The sequence below is a fragment of the Streptomyces sp. NPDC007945 genome (assembly GCF_042958885.1).
In the GTDB taxonomy this organism is placed as follows: domain Bacteria; phylum Actinomycetota; class Actinomycetes; order Streptomycetales; family Streptomycetaceae; genus Streptomyces.
The window spans coordinates 37,597-55,620 of the sequence record NZ_JBIBJV010000010.1 but is presented as its reverse complement, the minus strand read 5'-3'; the positions used below and the strand labels follow the sequence as shown (position 1 = coordinate 55,620).

Here is an 18,024-nt window from a genome sequence, read left to right as displayed (position 1 = left end):
TCACCGCGCTCGGAGGGCGGCGACCGCCTTCGCGTGCGCGGCGGCCTGGGCACGACCCGCGCGGGCGGCGGCGCCCCGCTGGGCGGGGTCGAGCGCCCGGGCTCCGATCACGGCCTTGGCGTCCGCGTCCGGGGTGATCACGACGACGCGGCTGCCCGCGGCGGTGAGGTCGGCGGCCTGGCGGGCCGGGGAGTGCACGGCCCTGCTGCCCATGGCGCTGGGCGCGACGACGATCACGCGTCGCCGGCCGGAGGCCAGGTGGGCGTTGGCGGTGGAGTGGACGCCGCCGTCGATCCAGCGCCGCCCGGTGAGGCTCGCGGGCGGCCACGCCCCCGGGATGGCGCAGCTGGCGGTCACCGCGTCGACGAGCCCGACTCCGTCCGGGCCGCCGTCGAACACGCCGAGGGCGCCGCTCTCGGCGTCGACGGCGGTGATCCGCAGCCGGCCGGCGCCGGGCCAGTCGGTGGCCCCGCCGAGCCGCTTCGCGACGACGGCCCGCCGGGCGGCCTCGTCGACGGTGCGGGCCCGCAGGGCGAGCCGGCCGAGCTTGCGGCCGTACGCCTCCGGGGTGCGGGAGGTGAGGACGGCGAGGGTGTAGCGGAGGAGGGTCGCGGCGCCGAAGCGGACCGCCGGTTCGGTGTCGGTGCCGTCGAGCTGCCGTGCGTACAGCTCGGCGAGGGGGGTGGTGCCGGCGGTGAGGAGGGCGCCGACGACGGCCCCGGCGGAGCTGCCGACGACCAGGTCGACGTCGGAGAGGTCCTCGCCCGCCTCGGCGAGGCCGTGCAGGATCCCGATCTCCCAGGCGGCGCCGACCAGCCCGCCCGCTCCGAGGACCAGTGCGGTCCCGCCGTCCGTCGTGCCGCCCCCGGTCGTGTCCTTGTCGCTCATGGCCCGAGTCTGGCGCAGCCGCCCGACGGCTCTCCCGGCAGGGGGGTCACAGGTGCTTGAGGGCCTCGCGGACGGAGAGCGGGGAGAGGAGCGGGCGGTGGCCGTCGACGAAGGCGCGCACCTCGCCGGGGGCGGTTCGGGCGTACTCGCGCAGGCTCCAGCCGATCGCCTTGCGCAGGAAGAAGTCGGTGTCGGCGGCGCGCCGCAGGCAGTACGCGAAGAGCCGGTCGGCGTCCGTGGCCTCCTTGAAGCGCAGCTGGTGGAGGAGGGCGGCGCGGGCGATCCACGGGTCCGCGTCGTCGATCCACCGGTCCATCTCGGAGCCGAGCGCCGGGTCGGCGGCGACGAGCCCGCCGACGACGTGGGCGGCGAGGTGGTCGACGGTGTCCCACCAGGAGACCGTGGTCACGAGCCGCCGGGCGACGGGCAGGAAGCCGGACGAGCACCGCTTCACGTGGCGGCGGAGGTAGTCGACGGCGAAGTAGTGGTACTCCCGCTCGGGGAGGGCGAAGCAGCGCAGGGCGACGGCCGCGCAGTCGTCCTCGGCGGGGCGGGGGGTGCCGTCGAGGACGGCCCGGGAGAGGGCGCGGCGCTCCGGCGACCGGATGCCGAGGAAGGGCGCCACGCCCTTCATGTACGCGACCATCTCCTGCGCCCGGAACGGGTTCCCTGCGGCGGGGTAGAGGGTGGTGAGCCGGGTCAGGACGGTGTCGGCGAGCCCGCTGTCGGGGACGTCGCCGGGGACCGGCGCGGGGCCGACGCGCGGGAGCGGCCCGGGGGCCTCGCCGGGGACCGGCGCGGGGCCGACGCGCGGCAGCGACCCGGAGGCCTCGTCGGGGAGCGGCCCGGGCACGGGGTACGGGGGCTGCCCCGGTCCGCCGGGGAGCGGCCGGCCGGGGTCGGACATGGCGCACATTACGGCGATCATACGGAGGTCTCCGTTACTCTCCCCGGATGCTCGCTCCCGCGCCCCGGCCGATGGCCCCGTTCGCCGTCCGCTGCTCCCGGGCCCTGCTCGCGCCCCGGTCGCGCCTCGCGCTGCTCGCGCTGGTCCTGCTGGCCGCGGGCACCCTGGTGGTGCTGTTCGAGCCGCAGCGCCTGCTGGCCGCGGGGTGGCCGCGGACGGGCGGTGCGGGCGCGGTGCTGCTGTTCGGGGCGGCGTACGGGCTGTGCACGGCGGCGTTCGTGCCGCGCCCGGTGCTGAACCTGGCGGCGGGTGCGCTCTTCGGGACCGCGTACGGACTGACGGCGGCGGTGGCGGGGACGGTGCTGGGCGCCGGGATCTCGTTCACGCTGGGCCGGGTCCTCGGCCAGGACGCGCTGCGGCCGCTGCTCAAGGGGCGCTGGCTGCGGGCGGCGGACGGGCAGCTGAGCCGGCACGGCTTCCGGTCGATGCTGGCGATCCGGCTCTTCCCGGGCGTGCCGTTCGCCGCGGCCAACTACTGCGCGGCGGTCTCGCGGATGGGGTACGTGCCGTTCCTGCTGGCGACGGCCGTCGGCACGGTGCCGAACACGGCGGCGTACGTGGTGGCCGGCGCGCGGGCGGACGAGCCCGGTTCGCCGGCGTTCCTGTTCTCGGCCGGGTTCATCGTCGTCTCGGGACTCGCGGCGGCGGCGGTCGCCTGGCGGAAGCGGCACGCCCTGCGCCGGCCCGCCGTGCCCGCGACGGCCGACGCCACCTGATCACGAACACGTCACCTCGGGGCGGTACGCTGCGCTCGACCTTCTGACCGCACACGTACATACGGGACGGCCCAAGCCCCATGAGTTGGTTCGAATCGTTCATCCTCGGACTCGTCCAGGGGCTGACGGAGTTCCTTCCCATCTCCTCCAGCGCGCACCTCCGGCTCACCGCTGCCTTCGCCGGCTGGGAGGACCCGGGCGCGGCCTTCACGGCGATCACGCAGATCGGCACGGAGACCGCCGTCCTGATCTACTTCCGCAAGGACATCGGCAGGATCGTCTCGGCGTGGTTCCGCTCGCTGACGGACAGGTCGATGCGGTCCGACCACGACGCCCAGATGGGCTGGCTGGTGATCGTCGGCTCCATCCCGATCGGCGTCCTCGGCGTCACGCTCAAGGACCACATCGAGGGGCCCTTCCGTGATCTGCGGCTCATCGCCACCACGCTCATCGTGATGGGCGTCGTCCTCGGCATCGCCGACCGGATCGCCGCCCGTGACGAGATCGGCGGCCGCCACCGGGTGGTCAGGGAACGCAAGACGCTCAAGGACCTCGGCGTCCGCGACGGCCTGATCTACGGCTTCTGCCAGGCGATGGCGCTGATCCCGGGCGTCTCCCGCTCGGGCGCGACGATCTCCGGCGGTCTGCTGATGGGCTACACCCGCGAGTCCGCCGCCCGCTACTCGTTCCTGCTGGCGATCCCCGCGGTGCTCGCCTCGGGCGTCTTCGAGCTGAAGGACGCGACCGAGGGCGGGCACGTCTCCTGGGGTCCGACGATCTTCGCGACGATCGTGGCCTTCGGCGTCGGCTACGCGGTGATCGCCTGGTTCATGAAGTTCATCACCACGAAGTCCTTCATGCCGTTCGTGTACTACCGCATCGCCCTGGGCGTCCTGCTGTTCGTCCTGGTCGGCACGGACGTCCTGAGCCCCCACGCGGGCGAGTCCGGCCACTGACCCCCGGGGTCGGAGAACCCCGTCGGGGGCGGGTTCCGCGGGACGCGGGGCCCGCCCCCGACGCGTTCTCCTCAGCCCTGGTAGGGGATCCGGGCGATCTCCCGGACGCCGCCGAGGGTGCCCCACTCGTTCTTCCCGAGCCGGGTCAGCGGGCGCATCCGGGTGATCTCCGGGTGGCCGTCGTCCAGGAACGCCTCGTCGACGGCGACGTGCACGACCCTGCCGAAGACCACGGTCGAGTCCCCGATCCGCAGCGTGCTGTGCAGCTCGCACTCCAGGGCCACCGGTGACGCGGCCACCCGGGGCGCCTTCACCCGGCGGCCCGGCTCGCGTTCCACTCCGCAGGCGTCGAACTCGCTCGTGCCGCGCGGGAAGTCCGTCGCGGTGGCGTTGATCTGCTCGAAGAGCCCCTCGGGGGCGAGGTTCACCACGAACTCGCCGGTCTCCTCGACATTGCGCAGCGAGTCCTTCCGGCCGACGGAGGTGAACTGCACGACCGGCGGGTTCACCGAGGCGATGGTGAAGAAGGAGTGCGGGGCGAGGTTGTCCGTGCCGTCGGCGGAACGCGTGGAGACCCAGGCGATCGGCCGGGGCACGACCGTCGCGGTCAGCAGCCGGTAGACGGCGGTGGGGTCGGTCAGGGCGGGGTCGACGTCGATGCGCATCCGGCCAGTATGACCGCGGCCGGAGACCGGGGGCGCACGCCTCTTGGCGCCGTGCGCCCGCTGCCCGACACTGAGGCGATGACGCAGCGCGTGGACCTCGCGGACGTGATGGACCGGCTCGCCGTCGACGACCTGGTCACCGGGTACGCGGCGGCCGTGGACGACGCCGACTGGCCCGGCTACCGCGCCCTCTTCACCCCGGACGGGCGCGCCGACTACTCCGGCTCCGGCGGCATCGAGGGGCCCGCCGCCGAGGTCGCCGACTGGCTGGCGGCGACGATGACCCGCTTCCCGGTGCGCCAGCACCTGATCGTCAACCGCCGGGTGACCGTGCACCGGCCCGGCGGCTTCGCCGAGACCGGCGACGCCGCCGAGGTCCGCGCCGACTACGTCAACCCCATGCGGACGGCCTCCGGCGACGACTTCGTCTGCGGCGGCCGGTACGCCTTCGCGGCCCGCCGCACCGCCGACGGCTGGCGGCTGCGCTCGGTCGTCGTGGAGGAGCGCTGGCGCCGGCTCCCCTAGCCGGTTTCCCTCGGATCTTGCCGGGCGGAGACTGGAGGCGACGGTCGGGAGGCACACCATGCGGAACCCCCTGGGGCGCGCGGGGCCGGTGCGGTCCCTGCTCGCCGTCGCCTGCGGCGCGCTGCCTGCCCTCGCCTTCCCCGCGCCCGGCCTGTGGTGGTGGGCGTACGTCTGCCTGGTGCCGTGGCTGCTCCTGGTCCGCACGGCTCCGGGGCGCGCCGGGCGGCTCTGGACGGGTGGTGCGGGGGCGTCGGCTTCCTGCTCGCCGTGCACCACTGGCTGTTGCCGAGCGTCCATGTGTTCCTGCTGGTGATGGCGGTGCTGCTCGGGCTGCTCTGGGCTCCGTGGGGCGTGCTCGTACGGGCGCTGCTCGGCGGGGAACCGGCTCCGGGACGGGCCGCGGTGGCGCTGTGCGCGGTGCCGTCGGGGTGGCTGCTGATCGAGCTGGTCCGGTCGTGGGAGGGGCTGGGCGGCCCGTGGGGGCTGCTCGGCGCCAGCCAGTGGGAGGTGCCGGCGGCGCTGCGGCTCGCTTCGGTGGGCGGGGTGTGGCTGGTGAGCCTGCTGGTGGTGGCGGTGAACACGGCGGTGGTGCTCGTGGTCGCCGCCGCGCCGGGACTGCGGTCCGTGGGGGTGGCGGGGCTCGCCGCATGCGCCCTGGTGGCGGGGACGGCGGCGTGGGGCGTCGCGGCGCCGCGTCCGTCGGGCGTGGTGCGGGTGGCGATGGTGCAGCCGGGGGTCCACGGCGGGCCGGACGGCGCCGAGCGGCGTCTCGCCCGGGCGGCGGAGCTGACGCGGGGTCTCGCCGGGCAGCGGCTCGACCTGGTGGTGTGGGGCGAGAGCGGGGTGGGCCGGGACCCGGCCGGCGATCCGGCGCTGACCGCCCGGCTGACGGCGCTCGCCCGGACGGTCGACGCGCCGCTCCTGGTGAACGTGGACGCGCGCCGGGCGGACCGCCCCGGCATCCACAAGAGCGCGTTGCTCTTCGCGCCCGAGGGGCCGACGGGTGACCGGTACGACAAGATGCGGCTCGTGCCGTTCGGCGAGTACGTGCCTGCCCGGGAGCTGCTCGGCTGGGCGACCTCGGTGGGGAAGGCGGCCGAGGAGGACCGGCGGCGGGGCACGGCGCCGGTGGTGATGCCGCTGCCAGGCGCGGGGCGGCCGGCGGTCGGGCCGCTGGTCTGCTTCGAGTCCGCGTTTCCCGACATGGGCCGGCGGCTGGCCCGGGACGGGGCGGACGTGATCGTCGTCCAGTCCTCGACGAGTACCTTCCAGGGCGGCTGGGCGCCCGCGCAGCACGCCTCGCTCGCGGCGCTGCGGGCGGCCGAGACGGGCCGCCCGGTGGTGCACGCGACGCTGACCGGCGTCAGCGCCGCCTACGGTCCCGACGGCCGGCGCGTGGGACCGCCCGTCGGCACGGACGCGAGCACGGCCGTCGTCCGCGAACTGCCGCTGTCGGGGACGGCGACGGGGTACGTCCGCTGGGGCGACTGGCCCTTGTACGGCGCCTGCCTGGTGGTCGGCGCGGTGTGCGCGGCGGCGGGCTCGGGTGGGCTCAGGAGGCCTGCTCCAGGGCGTCCCGGACGACGCGCTCGCACAGGGCGTGGGTGAGCAGCGCGTCGCGGGCGCTGAGGACGGTGCCGTCGCGGACGGCGTCGAGGAAGGCGTGGACGGCCTGCTCGATGCCCCGCTGGCGGGCCACCGGGACCCAGTCGCCGCGCCGGCGGACGCTGGGCTGGCCCTTGTGGTCGACGATCTCGGCGAGGTTGAGGACCTGGCGCTTGGTGTCCTGGCCGGAGACCTCCAGGACCTCCTCGGTGGAGCCGTTCATCCGGTTCATGACGCCGATGGCGGTGAAGCCGTCGCCGGAGAGCTGGAGCACCACGTGGTGCATGAGGCCGTCGCGGACGCGGGCCCGGACGTCGATGTGGTCGGCCTCGCCGGGGAGGAGGAAGCGGAGGGTGTCGACGACGTGGATGAAGTCGTCGAGGACGAAGGTGCGCGGGTCCTCGGGGAGTCCGATGCGGTTCTTCTGCATCAGGATCAGCTCGCGCGGGTGGTCGAGGCACTGGGCGTAGCCGGGGGCGAGGCGGCGGTTGAAGCCGACGGCGAGGGAGACGCCGCGCTTCTCCGCCAGTTCGACGATCCGCTCGGAGTCGGCGTACTCGTAGGCGAGCGGCTTGTCGACGTAGGTGGGGACGCCGGCGTCGAGGAGGCGGCCGGCGATCTCGGCGTGGGCGGCGGTGGAGGCGTGCACGAAGGCCGCGTCGAGTCCGGCGGCGAGCAGCCCGTCGAGGTCCCGGTGGCGGCGGGCGGCTGGGACGTGGAAGGTGTCGGCGACCCGGTCCAGGGTGGCGGGGGTGCGCGTCTGGAGGTGGAGTTCGGCGCCGGGGAGGGTGGCGAGGACGGGCAGGTACGCCTTCTGCGCGATGTCGCCGAGTCCGATGCAGCCGATCTTCACGGGTTCTCTCCCTCTGGGGTGGTCCGACGGCCCGTGGGGCGGGGGCCGTTCGCGCCGGTCAGCTTACGCGGGAGGGCTCCGCGACCGGGGGCCGCCAGTCGGCGATGCCGTCGAAGCCGCGCAGGACGAATCCGGGGCCGAAGCGGGAGACGGTCCGCACGAGCGTGTCGCGCAGGACGACGGCCGGGCGGGCGGACACGAGGGTGAGGGCGCCGGTGCGGGCCGCCTTGCGGACCAGGGCGGTGGTGCGGGGCAGCCGGTCGGCGGTGTACGCGGCGAGGGCCGGGCCCGGGTCGAACGCGGCGGGGACGCGGGCGTGGTGGGCGAGCACGACGGCGTCCTCGACGGCCTGGTTCCCGCCCTGCCCGAGGCTGGGCATCATCGCGTGCGCCGCGTCGCCGAGCAGTGCGGTACGGCCCTGGTGGAAGGCGGGCAGCGGGTCGGTGAGGTGGTGGACGTCGTGGCGCAGCACCCCCTCCGGGTCGGTCGCGGCGAGGATCTCCGGCACGGGGTGGTGCCAGTCGCCGAAGAGCCGGCGGAGTTCGGCGAGCTCGCCGTCGGGGGCTTGGGCTCCGACGGGTGCGGCGGCCATGGCGTAGGCGTAGATCCGACCGTCCTCGAGGGGCTGGGTGCCCCAGAGGCGGCCGGGTCCCCAGGTCTCGTGCGGGGCGAAGGGGCGGGCGGGGGCGGGGGTGACGATCCGCCAGGTGGTGCATCCGGAGTAGCGCGGCCCGGGGTGGCCGGGGAAGAGGAACGCGCGGGCCGCGGAGCGGATGCCGTCGGCGGCGACGACGAGTTCGGCCTCCAGGTCGCCGTCGGGGGTGGTGACGCGGGCGGGGGTGCGGGGGTCGCCGGGGTGGGCGAGGGCGGCGGTCGTGCCGGTGCGGACCGTCTCGGCCGGGAGGGCGGAGGCGAGGATCTCGACGAGGGTGGCGCGGTGGAGGAGGACGAGGGGGTCGCCGAAGCGCTCGGCCGCGGCCCGGGCGTCGGTGCGGACGAGCCAGCGGCCGTCGGGGGTGCGCATGCCGCCGTCGCCCTGCCAGGCGGCGAGGTCGCGGACGCGGTCGCCGAGGCCGAGGGTGTCGAGGGCGCGCAGGGCGTTCGGGGCGAGGGCGATGCCGGCGCCGACGGGGGCGAGGCCGGCGGCGCGTTCGAGGACGGTGACGTCCCAGCCGCGCCGGTGGAGTCCGACGGCGGCGGTGAGGCCGCCGATGCCCGCTCCCAGGACGACGGCACGGTGCTGTGTCATGACTGCTCCTCGGTGCGACGGCCGCGCCACGGACCGCGGAGCCGTCGACTACAGCTGTAGTGACCGGACGTCCCGACCGTACTACAGACGTAGTCGGGCGGGAAGGCGGAGGGCGGAGGGGAGGTCCCCTGGCCTAGGTTGGTCCCCATGACCGCGCACCTCCCCGCCCCGGCCCCGGAACCCGCCCCGACCCGCGCCGAGCGGATCGGCGACGCGGCCCTCGACCTGCTGGTGGAGCGCGGGATGCGCGGGCTCACCCACCGCGCGGTGGACGAGCGGGCCGGGCTGCCGCAGGGCTCCACCTCCAACCACGCGCGCACCCGCCAGGCGCTCCTGGAGACGGCCGTCCGCCGCCAGGCCGAGCGCGAGGCGCGGGTCCTCGCCCCCGACGAGCTGCCGTCGGCCGGCGCGAGCCCCGAGCTGCTGGCCGACGCCCTCGCGCTCGCCCTGCACCGCTATCTGACCGACCACCGCTCGCTGCTCGTCTCCCGCTACGAGCTGGCCCTGGAGGCGACCCGCCGCCCCGAGCTGCGCGGCTTCTTCGACCGCGCCGGCGCCGCCTTCCACGGCCCGGTGATCGCGATGATGCGCGGCGCCGGCTCGTCCTCCCCGGAGCGGCACGCCCTCTCGCTGATCGCCTGGTGCGAGGGGGTGATGTTCTCCTGCGCGGCCGGCTCCTTCCACGCGGCCGTGCCCAGCCGCGAGGAACTGCGGACCGGCTTCGACGAGTTGCTGCGCGGGATGCTCGGCGATCCGTCGCACTGAAACACCGGGCGCACCGGAACGCCGGGCACAAGGGAAGGCCGAGCGCACCGGAACACCGGGCGCACGGAACCGCCCGTCGCCCCGGGACGCCCGTCGCACTCAAATGCCTGGCGCGCCGCGGCGGGCGTCCGCCACGATGTCCGCATGACCACCGATCACATGGCAGCACCCGAGCGCGTCGATCCGTCCACCACCGCGGACGAGCGCCAGGCCCTGGAGCAGTGGCTCGACTACCACCGCGCGACCCTGGCGAAGAAGTGCGCCGGCCTTACCGACGAGCAGGTGCGCACCGCTTCCGCCCCGCCCTCCGACCTCAGCCTCCTCGGCCTCGTCCGGCACATGGCCGAGGTCGAACGCGGCTGGTTCCGCCGGGTCCTCGCCGGCGAGGAGGCCCCGTGGCTCTACGCCACCGAGGAGGACTTCGACCGGGACCTCCACGTCACCGCCGAGGACGGCTACGCGGAGGCGTACGCCACCTGGCAGGAGGAGATCGCCCACGCCCGCGCGCTCGCGGCCGAGCGTTCCCTGGACGACCTCGGTGCCGGTGTCCACCGCAGCGGGGAGCTGTTCAACCTGCGCTGGATCTACCTCCACATGATCGAGGAGTACGCGCGGCACAACGGCCACGCGGACCTCATCCGCGAACGCATCGACGGCGCCACCGGCGACTGACCGACCGGTCAAGGAGGGTGACCGGCCGCTCACCCGTGCGGGGCATTCCCCGCCGGTAGGGGTTCGAAGATCGGCGCCGGACCAGCAGAGTGACGCGGGTGCAAGGAACCCGAATCCCCGCGCGGCTGCTGGCCGGTGCCGCCGTCGCCGCCGCCCTGACCGGGTGCGTCGCCGTCGACGGGCCGCCCCCGGCGCCCGCGCCGTCTCCCGCGCCCGCCACCGACCCCGTGCGCCCTCCCCAGGGGGCGGAGCCGCAGATCGTCCTGCAGGGCCCGGCCAGGGAGGCCCTCGAAGCGGCGCTCCCCGCGCCGGCCCGGAGCGCGGCCGCCCCGCCGCGGGGCGAGACCCGCCGCGCCACCGGTCACGCGGCGCCGTCCCGCACCCCGTCCCCCGCGGCCCCCTCGCCCTCCGCCTCCCCCGCAGTCGCCCGGCCGCCCGCCGGGCGCGTGGCGCGGGTGTCGCCGCCCGCCGCGCCGGAGGCCCGGGAGCTGGAGCGGCTGGCGGAGCGGCTGCGGAAGGCGCCGCCGGTCACCGGGAAGGACGTCTGCGAGCTCGGCGAGCGCTACGGCGGCCTGGACCCCGCGGGTGTCCGGGGCGACCTCTGCCGGGAGGCGTACGGGCGCTGAGCCGGGCGTCCGGGGCCGCCTCAGGCTTCGCGGAGCCGCCGGTCGAGGCGCTCGATGGCGGCCCTGACCTCCCGGCCGTACCGGTCGTCGTCGAGGGCGTCGGAGGCGGCGCGGGCCCGCTCCAGGTGGGCCCGGGCGGCGTCCGGCCTGCGCAGCTTGGCGTAGTCGGCGGCGAGGTCGAGGTGGAGCTTGGGGTAGAGGGCGCGGAGGGCGGCCGCCGAGTCGTGCGCGGCGAGGCGTCCGTCCTCCAGGCCCTCGGCGGCGCTGAGGGCGCGCAGGTCCCAGGCGAGCTCGGTGTCGGGGTCGTCCTGGGTGTCGGCCAGGTAGTGGGCGAGGGTGCAGCGGTGGAGCGGGTCCCCGTCGGGGTCGAGCTGCTGCCACAGCTCGCCGAGGCGGTTGCGGGCCTCCTCCCGGTCGCCGCCGTGGAGGAGCATCCTGGCCTGGCCGATCCTGGTCAGGACCCCCTCGTCCGACGTCCGCTGCTGCTCGGTCACCGCGGCCTCCCGGCGCTCACCCTGCGTGGAGATCCGACGCTAACCGGCGACGGCCCCGATCACGCCGAGGCTCAGCCGAGGTCCGGGATGCGCCAGTCGATCGGCTCGTGGCCCTGGGCGGCGACGGCCGCGTCGATCTGGGTGAACGGCCGGGAGCCGAAGAACTTCTTCGCGGACAGCGGCGAGGGGTGGGCACCCTTCACCACGATGTGCCGCTCCTCGTCGATGAGCGGCAGCTTCTTCTGGGCGTAGTTGCCCCACAGGACGAAGACGGCCGGGTCGGGGCGGGAGGCGACGGCCCTGATGACGGCGTCGGTGAACTTCTCCCAGCCCTTGTTCTTGTGCGAGTTCGCCTCGCCGGCGCGGACGGTGAGGACCGCGTTGAGCAGCAGGACGCCCTGCTCGGCCCACGGCATCAGATAGCCGTTGTCCGGGATCGGGTGGCCGAGCTCGGCGTGCATCTCCTTGTAGATGTTCCGCAGCGACGGCGGGGTCTTCACGCCGGGGCGGACGGAGAAGCACAGGCCGTGGCCCTGACCCTCGCCGTGGTACGGGTCCTGACCGAGGATCAGGACCTTCACCTTGTCGTAGGGGGTGGCGGCGAGCGCCGCGAAGACCTCGTCCTTCGGCGGGTAGACCGGCCCGGCGGCCCGCTCCTGCTCGACGAACTCGGTGAGCTGGGCGAAGTACGGCTTGTCCAGCTCCTCGCCGAGGACGCCCTGCCAGGACTCGGGCAGCATGTTGATGTCGGTCACGGTCCACAACCTCCGGTGGTTCGGCACTTCCGGATACGGAACCTACCGGGGCCCACTGACAGCGGGCCCCGGCGGCCCCTCCCCGGCGGCCTGCTACCAGCTGGCGCGGCGGTGCAGCTCCCACAGCTGCATGACCGTCTGCGGGTCGAGGGCGCGCTCGCCGCCGCCGATGTCCTCGCGGGCGGCGATGTACAGCTTGCCCTGCCACAGCGGAAGCAGCCGGACGTCCTCGACCATGATCGCCTGGGCCTCCTCGAACTCGTCGGTGACGGCCCCCCGGTCGCTCTCGCGGCGGGACTTGGGCAGCAGCTCGTCGGTGATGCGCGGGCTCAGGTAGGGGGTGCCGAGCACGTTCTTCTTGCCCAGGAAGGGGGCGATGAAGTTGTCGGGGTCCGGGAAGTCGGGGAACCAACCGCGCCCGAAGACGGCGTACTCGCCCTTCTGGTAGGCGGCCTGGTACTCGGTCCACGGCTTGCCCTGGATGGTGACCTCGAAGAGGCCGGACTCCTCCAGCTGGCGCTTCAGCTCGGTGAACTCGGCGGCCGTGGCGGAGCCGTACCGGTCGGTCGTGTACCAGAAGTTCAGCTCGACCTTCTCGGTGATCCCGGCCTTCTGCAGAATCTTCGCGGCCTTCTTCTTGTCCGGGTGGCCGTAGGTGTCGAAGTACTTGGTGGTGTGGGCGGCGATGCCCTTGGGCACCATCGAGTACAGCGGCTCGGCGGTGCCGCGGTAGACCTTGCTGACCAGCTGGTCGCGGTCGACGAGCTGGGCGATGGCGCGGCGGACGGCCGGGTTTGCCACCGACTCGTCCTGGGTGTTGAAGACCAGGTAGCGGATGTCGGCGCCGGTGGACTCGACGAGCTGGAGACCCTTGTTCTCCTCGCTGTCCGACTCCAGGGAGGTCACCTCCTCCGCGGTCAGACCGCGGTAGGTGGCGTCGATCTCCTCGTCGCGCAGGGCCTTGACCATCGCCTCCGACTCGTCGAAGTACTTGATGGTCACGCCGCCGTTCTTGGGGTCGGCGAAGCCCTTGTAGCTCGGGTTGCGGGTCAGCTCGGCGCGCTTGCCCACCTCGTAGGCGTCGAGGACGTACGGGCCGGAGCCGGCGATCTTGCCGTCCTTCGGGCGCAGCTTGTCGGCCGGGTACTCCGCCGGGTCCACGATCGACATCGCGGGGGTGGCGAGGACGAAGGGGAAGGTCGCGTCGGCCTTGTTCAGCTTGAAGACGACGGTGCGCTCGCCGACGGTCTCGACGGAGGCGAGGGAGCCGAGCATGCCGTTGGGGCCGCCCTCGGCGTCGATGGTGCGGATGCGCTCGATGGAGTGGCGCACGGCCTCGGCGTCGAGCTTGTGGCCGTTGGAGAACTTGAGACCCTCGAAGAGCGTGCACTCGAAGACCCGGCTGGACGCGTCGGTGAATTTGCATTCGGCCGCGTCGGGCTTCGGCACATTGGATCCCGTGGGGAAGCTCACCAGGGTCTGGTAGACGTTCCGGAAGATCTCCCAGGAATTGTCCCAGGAAGCCGCGGGATCGAGCGTCGTGGGGGAACTCGTCGTCCCGATGGTGATCCTCTGCTCCCCGGCGGACTCGGTATCCGAGAAAACACCGCATCCGGATACCAGGGATATGGACGCAAGGGCTGCAGCGGCCTGCAGACTCGTCCGGTTGAACACGTGCACGCTCCTCGTTCAGCCTGGGGTCGGCCGACGATACCGCAGTACCCCGCCAGGTCAATGGGCGAGACCGGCGGGGCACTTGAGACGATCGAGTCGCAACCGGGGCCAATCCGGACAGGAAATTCCGGAAAGTGTCCGGTAATCGGTCACCCGACTCCGGCGTTCAGGAAAATGCCGCCGTCGACGACCAGGGTCTGACCGGTGATCCATCCGGACTGGTCCGAGGTCAGGAAGGCGGTCGCGCCGCCGATGTCCTCGGGCACGCCGAGCCGGCCCATCGGGTACGCGGCGGCGGCCTCGGCCTCACGGCCCTCGTACAGCGCCTGGGCGAATTTCGTCTTCACCACGGCCGGGGCGATGGCGTTCACCCGGACCACCGGCGCGAATTCGTGCGCCAGCTGCTGGGTCAGGTTGATCATCGCGGCCTTGCTGACGCCATAGGCGCCGATGAAGGGCGAGGCGGAGATTCCGGCGACGGAGGCGATGTTCACGATGGTGCCGCCGTTCTCCTTCTGCCACGCGTGCCAGGTCCGCTGCGCGAATCCGAGCGCCGAGACCACATTCGTCTCGAAGACCTTGCGGGCCACGTCCAGGTCCAGATCGGCGATGGGGCCGAAGACCGGGTTCGTGCCGGCGTTGTTCACCAGGTGGTCGATCCGCCCGAATGCGTCCATCGCGGCCTCGACGGCGGCGGCCTGGTGGGCGGTGTCGTGGGCCTTGCCCGCGACACCGACGGCCCGCTCGGCCCCGAGGCGCTCGACGGCCTCCTTGAGGGCCTCCTCGCCGCGTCCCGTGATGACGACCCGGTCGCCCCGGGCGACGAGCGCCTCGGCGATGCCGAAGCCGATGCCCCGGCTGGCGCCGGTGACGAGCGCGACCTTGCCGGAGAGCTCCGGCAGCTGCTGTGCGGTCATCCCGCTCTCCTCCTCTCTCGTCGCCGGGTCAGTTGAGCGGGCCGCCGGCCACGTACATGACCTGGCCGGAGACGAAGCCGGCGTCGTCGCCCGCGAAGAAGGCGATGGCGTTGGCGACGTCCTCGGGGCGGCCGACGCGCTGGACCGGGATCATGGAGGCGGCGGCGGCCTGGAAGTCCTCGAAGCCCATGCCGACGCGCTCGGCGGTCTGGGCGGTCATCTCGGTGACGATGAAGCCGGGGGCGACCGCGTTGGCGGTGATGCCGAACTTGCCGAGTTCCTTGGCGAGGGTCTTGGTGAAGCCCTGGAGGCCGGCCTTGACGGCCGCGTAGTTGGCCTGGCCGCGGTTGCCGAGCGCCGAGGAGGAGGAGAGGGAGACGATGCGGCCGAAGCCCGCGTCCACCATGTGCTTCTGACAGGCCTTCGCCATCAGGAACGCGCCCTTGAGGTGGACGTTCATGACGAGGTCCCAGTCGGCCTCGGACATCTTGAACAGCAGGTTGTCGCGGAGCACGCCGGCGTTGTTGACGAGGATCGTGGGCGCGCCGAGCTCGGCGGCGACACGGGCGACCGCGGCCTCCACCTGGGCGCCGTCGGAGACGTCGCAGCCGACCGCGAGGGCGCGGCCGCCGGCGGCGGTGATCTTCTCGACGGTGTCCTTGCAGGCCGCCTCGTCGAGGTCGAGGACGGCGACGGCGCGGCCCTCGGCCGCCAGGCGGATCGCGGTGGCGGCGCCGATGCCCCGTGCGGCACCGGTGACGACGGCTACGCGCTGCTCGGTGGTGGACATGGTTGCTTCTCCTCGCCCTCAGGGGGTTCCCGGGCTCTTCCCCGGGACATGAGCGACCGCTTAGTACGACCGCTGGACGAGACGCTAGAAGCCCTGGCACCCGGTGTCAACGGCCCACCGGGTGCACCCCGTCACTCCGCCGTCACCCGGCGGAGGGACGGCGTCCCCTGGGACAGGCCCTAACGGACCAGGACATCGAGCAGGCGTTCCACCTCGGCTTCGGGGTCCCCGGTGAGGCCGGTGTGCACCGGGCCCGGCTGGACCACCGTGGAACGCGGCGCGATCAGCCACCGGAAGCGCCGGCCCGCGTCGTCCCCGGCGGCCTGCCCGGCCGCGTCGCCGCCGAGGCAGACGCCCTCGACGGCCCGCAGGGCGGCGCGGACACCGGTGACGTCCGCCGCCGGGTCGAGCGCGGTCAGCTTGGCCTCGTCCAGGTGGGTGCGGGCGGCGACGAAGGACCGGGCGCGGCAGTAGACGACCACGCCCGCGTTGAAGCACTCGCCGCGCTCGACGCGCGGCACCACGCGCAGCAGCGCGTACTCGAAGACATCGCGGTCGGTCACGTGGTGGCGTCCTTCTCGGCGGGGCGGGGGGCGAGGCGCTCGGCGAGCCAGCCGGGCGGCTGCTGCGGGCGGCGGTCGGTGCGGGGGCCGAGGGTGATCCGCTCGTGGATGGTGGCGGCGCGCGGCAGCAGCGCCTCGACGTACGCGGCGCGCAGGGCGTCGGTGGAGTCGAAACCGGGCTCGTCGACCAGCCACGCGTCCGGCACGTCGGCGGCCACCTCGTCGAGCAGTTCCCGGGTGACGAGCGGCGCCAGTTCGGCGGCGGCCGCGGCCACGTCGGGGCCGAAGGGGGCGAGGGCGTGGTCGGAGGCGTCGTACGGCTTGGCGGCCGAGGCGGCGGCGCCCGGCCAGTTGTGGTGCCAGATCATGGTGGCGCCGTGGTCGATGAGCCAGAGGTCGCCGTGCCAGACCAGCATGTTCGGATTGCGCCAGGACCGGTCGACGTTGTTGATCACCGCGTCGAACCACACGACCTTCCCGGCCTCCGCCGGATCGACCTCGTACGCCAGCGGGTCGAAGCCCAGCGAGCCGGGCAGGAAGTCCATCCCGAGGTTGAGCCCGCCACTCGCCTTGAGCAGCTCCTGCACCTCCTGGTCGGGCTCGGAGAGCCCGATGACCGGGTCGAGCTGGAGGGTCACCAGCTCGGGCACGCGCAGCCCGAGCCGCCGGGCGAGCTGCCCGCAGATCACCTCCGCGACGAGGGTCTTGCGCCCCTGCCCGGCGCCGGTGAACTTCATGACGTACGTGCCGAGATCGTCGGCCTCGACGATCCCCGGGAGCGAGCCGCCCTCACGCAGGGGCGTGACATAGCGGGTCGCTACGACCTCTTCCAACACTTTCCCAGGCCACCCATCTCTTCAGCCCCTTGCGCCACGGACGTCTGCTCCGGGGCGCGGAGGCGGAGCCACCGGTCGACGGCGCCGACGGGCGTCGGGAGAGTCCCGGCCGGCGTGCCGGTCTTCCCGCTCCCCGAGCCGTGCGTCGGGGGTGCCGCGCCCCTGCGCCGGTCTCCGGCATGAAGAGAGCATAGTAACCGAGGGTGATCACGGGCGGCGGGCGCGTCGGGTCCGTCAGGGCTTGAAGAGGATCTTGACGGCTCCGTCGTTCTTCTTCTGGAACATCTCGTACGCGTCCGGCGCCTGCGCGAGCGGCAGCCGGTGGGTGGCGAAGTCGTCGACGCCCAGGGGGTCGTCGTCGGTCAGCAGCGGCAGCAGCTGGTCGACCCAGCGCAGCACGTTCGCCTGCCCCATGCGGAGCGTCAGCTGCTTGTCGAACATCGTGAGGAGCGGCATCGGGTCCGCCTGTCCCCCGTACACCCCGGCGAGCGACACCGTCCCGCCGCGGCGCACGAGTTCGACGGCCAGGTGCAGGGCGGAGAGCCGGTCGACGCCGTAGCGGCGCATGAGCCCGCGGGCGACGCCGTCCGGCAGGAGGGCGACGGCCGACTGCAGGCCGCGGGCGACCGGGGCGCCGTGGGCCTCCATCCCGACGGCGTCGACGACCGCGTCGGGACCGCGTCCGCCGGTGAGGTCGCGGACCCGTTCGAGCGGTCCGGCGTCGGAGTCGGTCGGGTCGAGGACGTGCACGCCGCGGGCCGCCGCGCGGGCGCGTCGTTCCGGCACGGGGTCGATGCCGATGACGAGGCCTGCGCCGCGCAGCGCCGCGATGCGGACGGCCATGTCGCCGATGGGTCCGAGGCCGAGGACGGCGACCGTGCCGCCGGGCGGCACGTCCGCGTACTCGACGGCCTGCCACGCCGTGGGCAGCACGTCGGAGAGGTAGACGAAGCGGTCGTCCGGTGGCCCCTCGGGGACGGGGATGGGCAGGGTGTCGCCGAAGGGGACCCGGAGGTACTCCGCCTGGCCTCCCGGCACCTGCCCGTACAGCTTGGTGTAGCCGAACAGCGCGGCCCCGGAGCCGTAGGCGCGCACCTGGGTCGTCTCGCACTGCGAGTGCAGGCCGCGCTCGCACATCGGACAGGTTCCGCAGGAGACGTTGAACGGCACCACGACCCGGTCCCCCGGGGCGAGCCGGCGCACCTCCGGCCCGACCTCCTCGACCACCCCCATGGGCTCGTGGCCGAGTACGTCGCCGGGGTCGAGGAACGGTCCGAGCACTTCGTACAGGTGCAGGTCGGAGCCGCAGAGCCCGCTCGTGGTGATCCGTACGATCACGTCGGTGGGTTCCTGGATCCGCGGGTCCGGCACGGTCTCGACGGACACCTTCCGCCGGCCCTGCCATGTGACGGCCTTCATGGCGTACGCCCTTTCCGTGGAACGGCCGAGCGCCGCCGCCCGGAGGGGGGGAAGCCGGGCGACGGCCTTGTGGGGTGCGCACCCGGTCT

General features: G+C 74.0%; 19 protein-coding genes and 1 pseudogene. 7 read left to right on the top strand and 13 right to left on the bottom strand.

The genetic code is table 11. The features are described 5' to 3' along the window. Both ACFZCF_RS27190 and ACFZCF_RS27185 read right to left on the bottom strand, forming a co-directional pair. The gene (locus ACFZCF_RS27190) at positions 1-888 is read right to left on the bottom strand and encodes a patatin-like phospholipase family protein (protein WP_391289444.1); all 888 of its coding nucleotides are present in this window, start codon (positions 886-888) and stop codon (positions 1-3) included. 46 nt (positions 889-934) lie between these two features. Further along, positions 935-1,795 carry a DNA alkylation repair protein gene (locus ACFZCF_RS27185; protein ID WP_391289609.1) on the bottom strand — a complete coding sequence of 287 codons (861 nt, stop codon included), beginning with the start codon at positions 1,793-1,795 and terminating at the stop codon, positions 935-937. Between the two features lie 47 nt (positions 1,796-1,842). Between ACFZCF_RS27185 and ACFZCF_RS27180 the strand changes: the two genes are divergently transcribed. Together ACFZCF_RS27180 and ACFZCF_RS27175 are read left to right on the top strand one after the other, a co-directional pair. Next, positions 1,843-2,571 (top strand): TVP38/TMEM64 family protein, encoded by a 729-nt coding sequence (locus ACFZCF_RS27180; protein ID WP_388450143.1) that lies wholly within the window; start codon positions 1,843-1,845, stop codon positions 2,569-2,571. Between the two features lie 80 nt (positions 2,572-2,651). After that, complete coding sequence (locus ACFZCF_RS27175; protein WP_388450141.1) at positions 2,652-3,527, top strand: undecaprenyl-diphosphate phosphatase; 876 nt, start codon at positions 2,652-2,654, stop codon at positions 3,525-3,527. Between the two features lie 71 nt (positions 3,528-3,598). On the opposite strand, the gene ACFZCF_RS27170 is transcribed toward ACFZCF_RS27175, so the two are convergent. Further along, positions 3,599-4,192 carry a flavin reductase gene (locus tag ACFZCF_RS27170; protein WP_391289442.1) on the bottom strand — a complete coding sequence of 198 codons (594 nt, stop codon included), beginning with the start codon at positions 4,190-4,192 and terminating at the stop codon, positions 3,599-3,601. Between the two features lie 78 nt (positions 4,193-4,270). Between ACFZCF_RS27170 and ACFZCF_RS27165 the strand changes: the two genes are divergently transcribed. After that, positions 4,271-4,717: a nuclear transport factor 2 family protein gene (locus ACFZCF_RS27165; RefSeq protein WP_388450137.1), complete on the top strand. Its 447-nt coding sequence runs from the start codon at positions 4,271-4,273 to the stop codon at positions 4,715-4,717. A 58-nt stretch (positions 4,718-4,775) separates the two neighbouring features. Further along, positions 4,776-6,325, top strand: a pseudogene (lnt, locus tag ACFZCF_RS27160) (apolipoprotein N-acyltransferase). Here the strand turns inward: lnt and ACFZCF_RS27155 are convergent. Both ACFZCF_RS27155 and ACFZCF_RS27150 read right to left on the bottom strand, forming a co-directional pair. Then, positions 6,270-7,175, bottom strand: coding sequence for a Gfo/Idh/MocA family protein (locus tag ACFZCF_RS27155; RefSeq protein ID WP_388450133.1), 906 nt, complete (start codon positions 7,173-7,175; stop codon positions 6,270-6,272). The pseudogene lnt and the gene ACFZCF_RS27155 sit on opposite strands and share 56 nt — an antisense overlap. Positions 7,176-7,233: 58 nt before the next feature. After that, positions 7,234-8,424 (bottom strand): FAD-dependent monooxygenase, encoded by a 1,191-nt coding sequence (locus ACFZCF_RS27150; RefSeq protein WP_391289439.1) that lies wholly within the window; start codon positions 8,422-8,424, stop codon positions 7,234-7,236. Positions 8,425-8,571: 147 nt separating this feature from the next. Between ACFZCF_RS27150 and ACFZCF_RS27145 the strand changes: the two genes are divergently transcribed. The 3 genes from ACFZCF_RS27145 to ACFZCF_RS27135 all read left to right on the top strand — a co-directional run bounded on the left by ACFZCF_RS27145 (position 8,572) and on the right by ACFZCF_RS27135 (position 10,487). Further along, positions 8,572-9,189 carry a TetR/AcrR family transcriptional regulator gene (locus ACFZCF_RS27145; protein WP_391289437.1) on the top strand — a complete coding sequence of 206 codons (618 nt, stop codon included), beginning with the start codon at positions 8,572-8,574 and terminating at the stop codon, positions 9,187-9,189. 159 nt (positions 9,190-9,348) lie between these two features. Further along, positions 9,349-9,861: a DinB family protein gene (locus ACFZCF_RS27140; protein WP_388450209.1), complete on the top strand. Its 513-nt coding sequence runs from the start codon at positions 9,349-9,351 to the stop codon at positions 9,859-9,861. Between the two features lie 98 nt (positions 9,862-9,959). Further along, the gene (locus ACFZCF_RS27135) at positions 9,960-10,487 is read left to right on the top strand and encodes a hypothetical protein (RefSeq protein ID WP_391289435.1); all 528 of its coding nucleotides are present in this window, start codon (positions 9,960-9,962) and stop codon (positions 10,485-10,487) included. 20 nt (positions 10,488-10,507) lie between these two features. Here the strand turns inward: ACFZCF_RS27135 and ACFZCF_RS27130 are convergent, their stop codons facing one another. The 8 genes from ACFZCF_RS27130 to ACFZCF_RS27095 all read right to left on the bottom strand — a co-directional run bounded on the left by ACFZCF_RS27130 (position 10,508) and on the right by ACFZCF_RS27095 (position 17,935). Beyond that, entirely contained in the window at positions 10,508-10,981 is a 474-nt protein-coding gene (locus ACFZCF_RS27130) for a hypothetical protein (protein ID WP_388450125.1), read from the bottom strand. 71 nt (positions 10,982-11,052) lie between these two features. Beyond that, entirely contained in the window at positions 11,053-11,736 is a 684-nt protein-coding gene (ung, locus tag ACFZCF_RS27125; RefSeq protein WP_391289433.1) for a uracil-DNA glycosylase, read from the bottom strand. 93 nt (positions 11,737-11,829) lie between these two features. Next, positions 11,830-13,410 carry an ABC transporter substrate-binding protein gene (locus ACFZCF_RS27120; protein WP_388450121.1) on the bottom strand — a complete coding sequence of 527 codons (1,581 nt, stop codon included), beginning with the start codon at positions 13,408-13,410 and terminating at the stop codon, positions 11,830-11,832. A 149-nt stretch (positions 13,411-13,559) separates the two neighbouring features. Beyond that, a complete protein-coding gene (locus tag ACFZCF_RS27115) occupies positions 13,560-14,327 on the bottom strand; it encodes an SDR family oxidoreductase (protein WP_388450119.1) in 768 nt (255 codons plus the stop codon). Between the two features lie 28 nt (positions 14,328-14,355). After that, positions 14,356-15,117: a 3-oxoacyl-ACP reductase FabG gene (gene fabG / locus ACFZCF_RS27110; RefSeq protein ID WP_189947116.1), complete on the bottom strand. Its 762-nt coding sequence runs from the start codon at positions 15,115-15,117 to the stop codon at positions 14,356-14,358. A 179-nt stretch (positions 15,118-15,296) separates the two neighbouring features. After that, positions 15,297-15,680, bottom strand: coding sequence for a DUF3037 domain-containing protein (locus ACFZCF_RS27105; protein WP_388450115.1), 384 nt, complete (start codon positions 15,678-15,680; stop codon positions 15,297-15,299). Then, positions 15,677-16,516: a HipA family kinase gene (locus ACFZCF_RS27100; protein ID WP_388450113.1), complete on the bottom strand. Its 840-nt coding sequence runs from the start codon at positions 16,514-16,516 to the stop codon at positions 15,677-15,679. The genes ACFZCF_RS27105 and ACFZCF_RS27100 overlap by 4 nt, the downstream gene beginning before the upstream one ends. 234 nt (positions 16,517-16,750) lie before the next feature. Next, the gene (locus ACFZCF_RS27095) at positions 16,751-17,935 is read right to left on the bottom strand and encodes an alcohol dehydrogenase catalytic domain-containing protein (protein ID WP_391289428.1); all 1,185 of its coding nucleotides are present in this window, start codon (positions 17,933-17,935) and stop codon (positions 16,751-16,753) included. Positions 17,936-18,024 lie beyond the last annotated feature (89 nt).

Excerpts from the sequence above, each read along its gene's own strand:
- ACFZCF_RS27175 (WP_388450141.1), top strand. The coding sequence starts at position 2,652 with ATGAGTTGGTTCGAATCGTTCATCCTCGGACTCGTCCAGGGGCTGACG.
- ACFZCF_RS27140 (WP_388450209.1), top strand. The coding sequence starts at position 9,349 with ATGGCAGCACCCGAGCGCGTCGATCCGTCCACCACCGCGGACGAGCGC.
- ACFZCF_RS27165 (WP_388450137.1), top strand. The coding sequence starts at position 4,271 with ATGACGCAGCGCGTGGACCTCGCGGACGTGATGGACCGGCTCGCCGTC.
- ACFZCF_RS27190 (WP_391289444.1), bottom strand. The coding sequence starts at position 888 with ATGAGCGACAAGGACACGACCGGGGGCGGCACGACGGACGGCGGGACC.
- ACFZCF_RS27145 (WP_391289437.1), top strand. The coding sequence starts at position 8,572 with ATGACCGCGCACCTCCCCGCCCCGGCCCCGGAACCCGCCCCGACCCGC.
- ACFZCF_RS27150 (WP_391289439.1), bottom strand. The coding sequence starts at position 8,424 with ATGACACAGCACCGTGCCGTCGTCCTGGGAGCGGGCATCGGCGGCCTC.
- ACFZCF_RS27095 (WP_391289428.1), bottom strand. The coding sequence starts at position 17,935 with ATGAAGGCCGTCACATGGCAGGGCCGGCGGAAGGTGTCCGTCGAGACC.
- ACFZCF_RS27115 (WP_388450119.1), bottom strand. The coding sequence starts at position 14,327 with ATGACCGCACAGCAGCTGCCGGAGCTCTCCGGCAAGGTCGCGCTCGTC.
- ACFZCF_RS27170 (WP_391289442.1), bottom strand. The coding sequence starts at position 4,192 with ATGCGCATCGACGTCGACCCCGCCCTGACCGACCCCACCGCCGTCTAC.
- ACFZCF_RS27185 (WP_391289609.1), bottom strand. The coding sequence starts at position 1,795 with ATGTCCGACCCCGGCCGGCCGCTCCCCGGCGGACCGGGGCAGCCCCCG.
- ACFZCF_RS27180 (WP_388450143.1), top strand. The coding sequence starts at position 1,843 with ATGCTCGCTCCCGCGCCCCGGCCGATGGCCCCGTTCGCCGTCCGCTGC.
- fabG (WP_189947116.1), bottom strand. The coding sequence starts at position 15,117 with ATGTCCACCACCGAGCAGCGCGTAGCCGTCGTCACCGGTGCCGCACGG.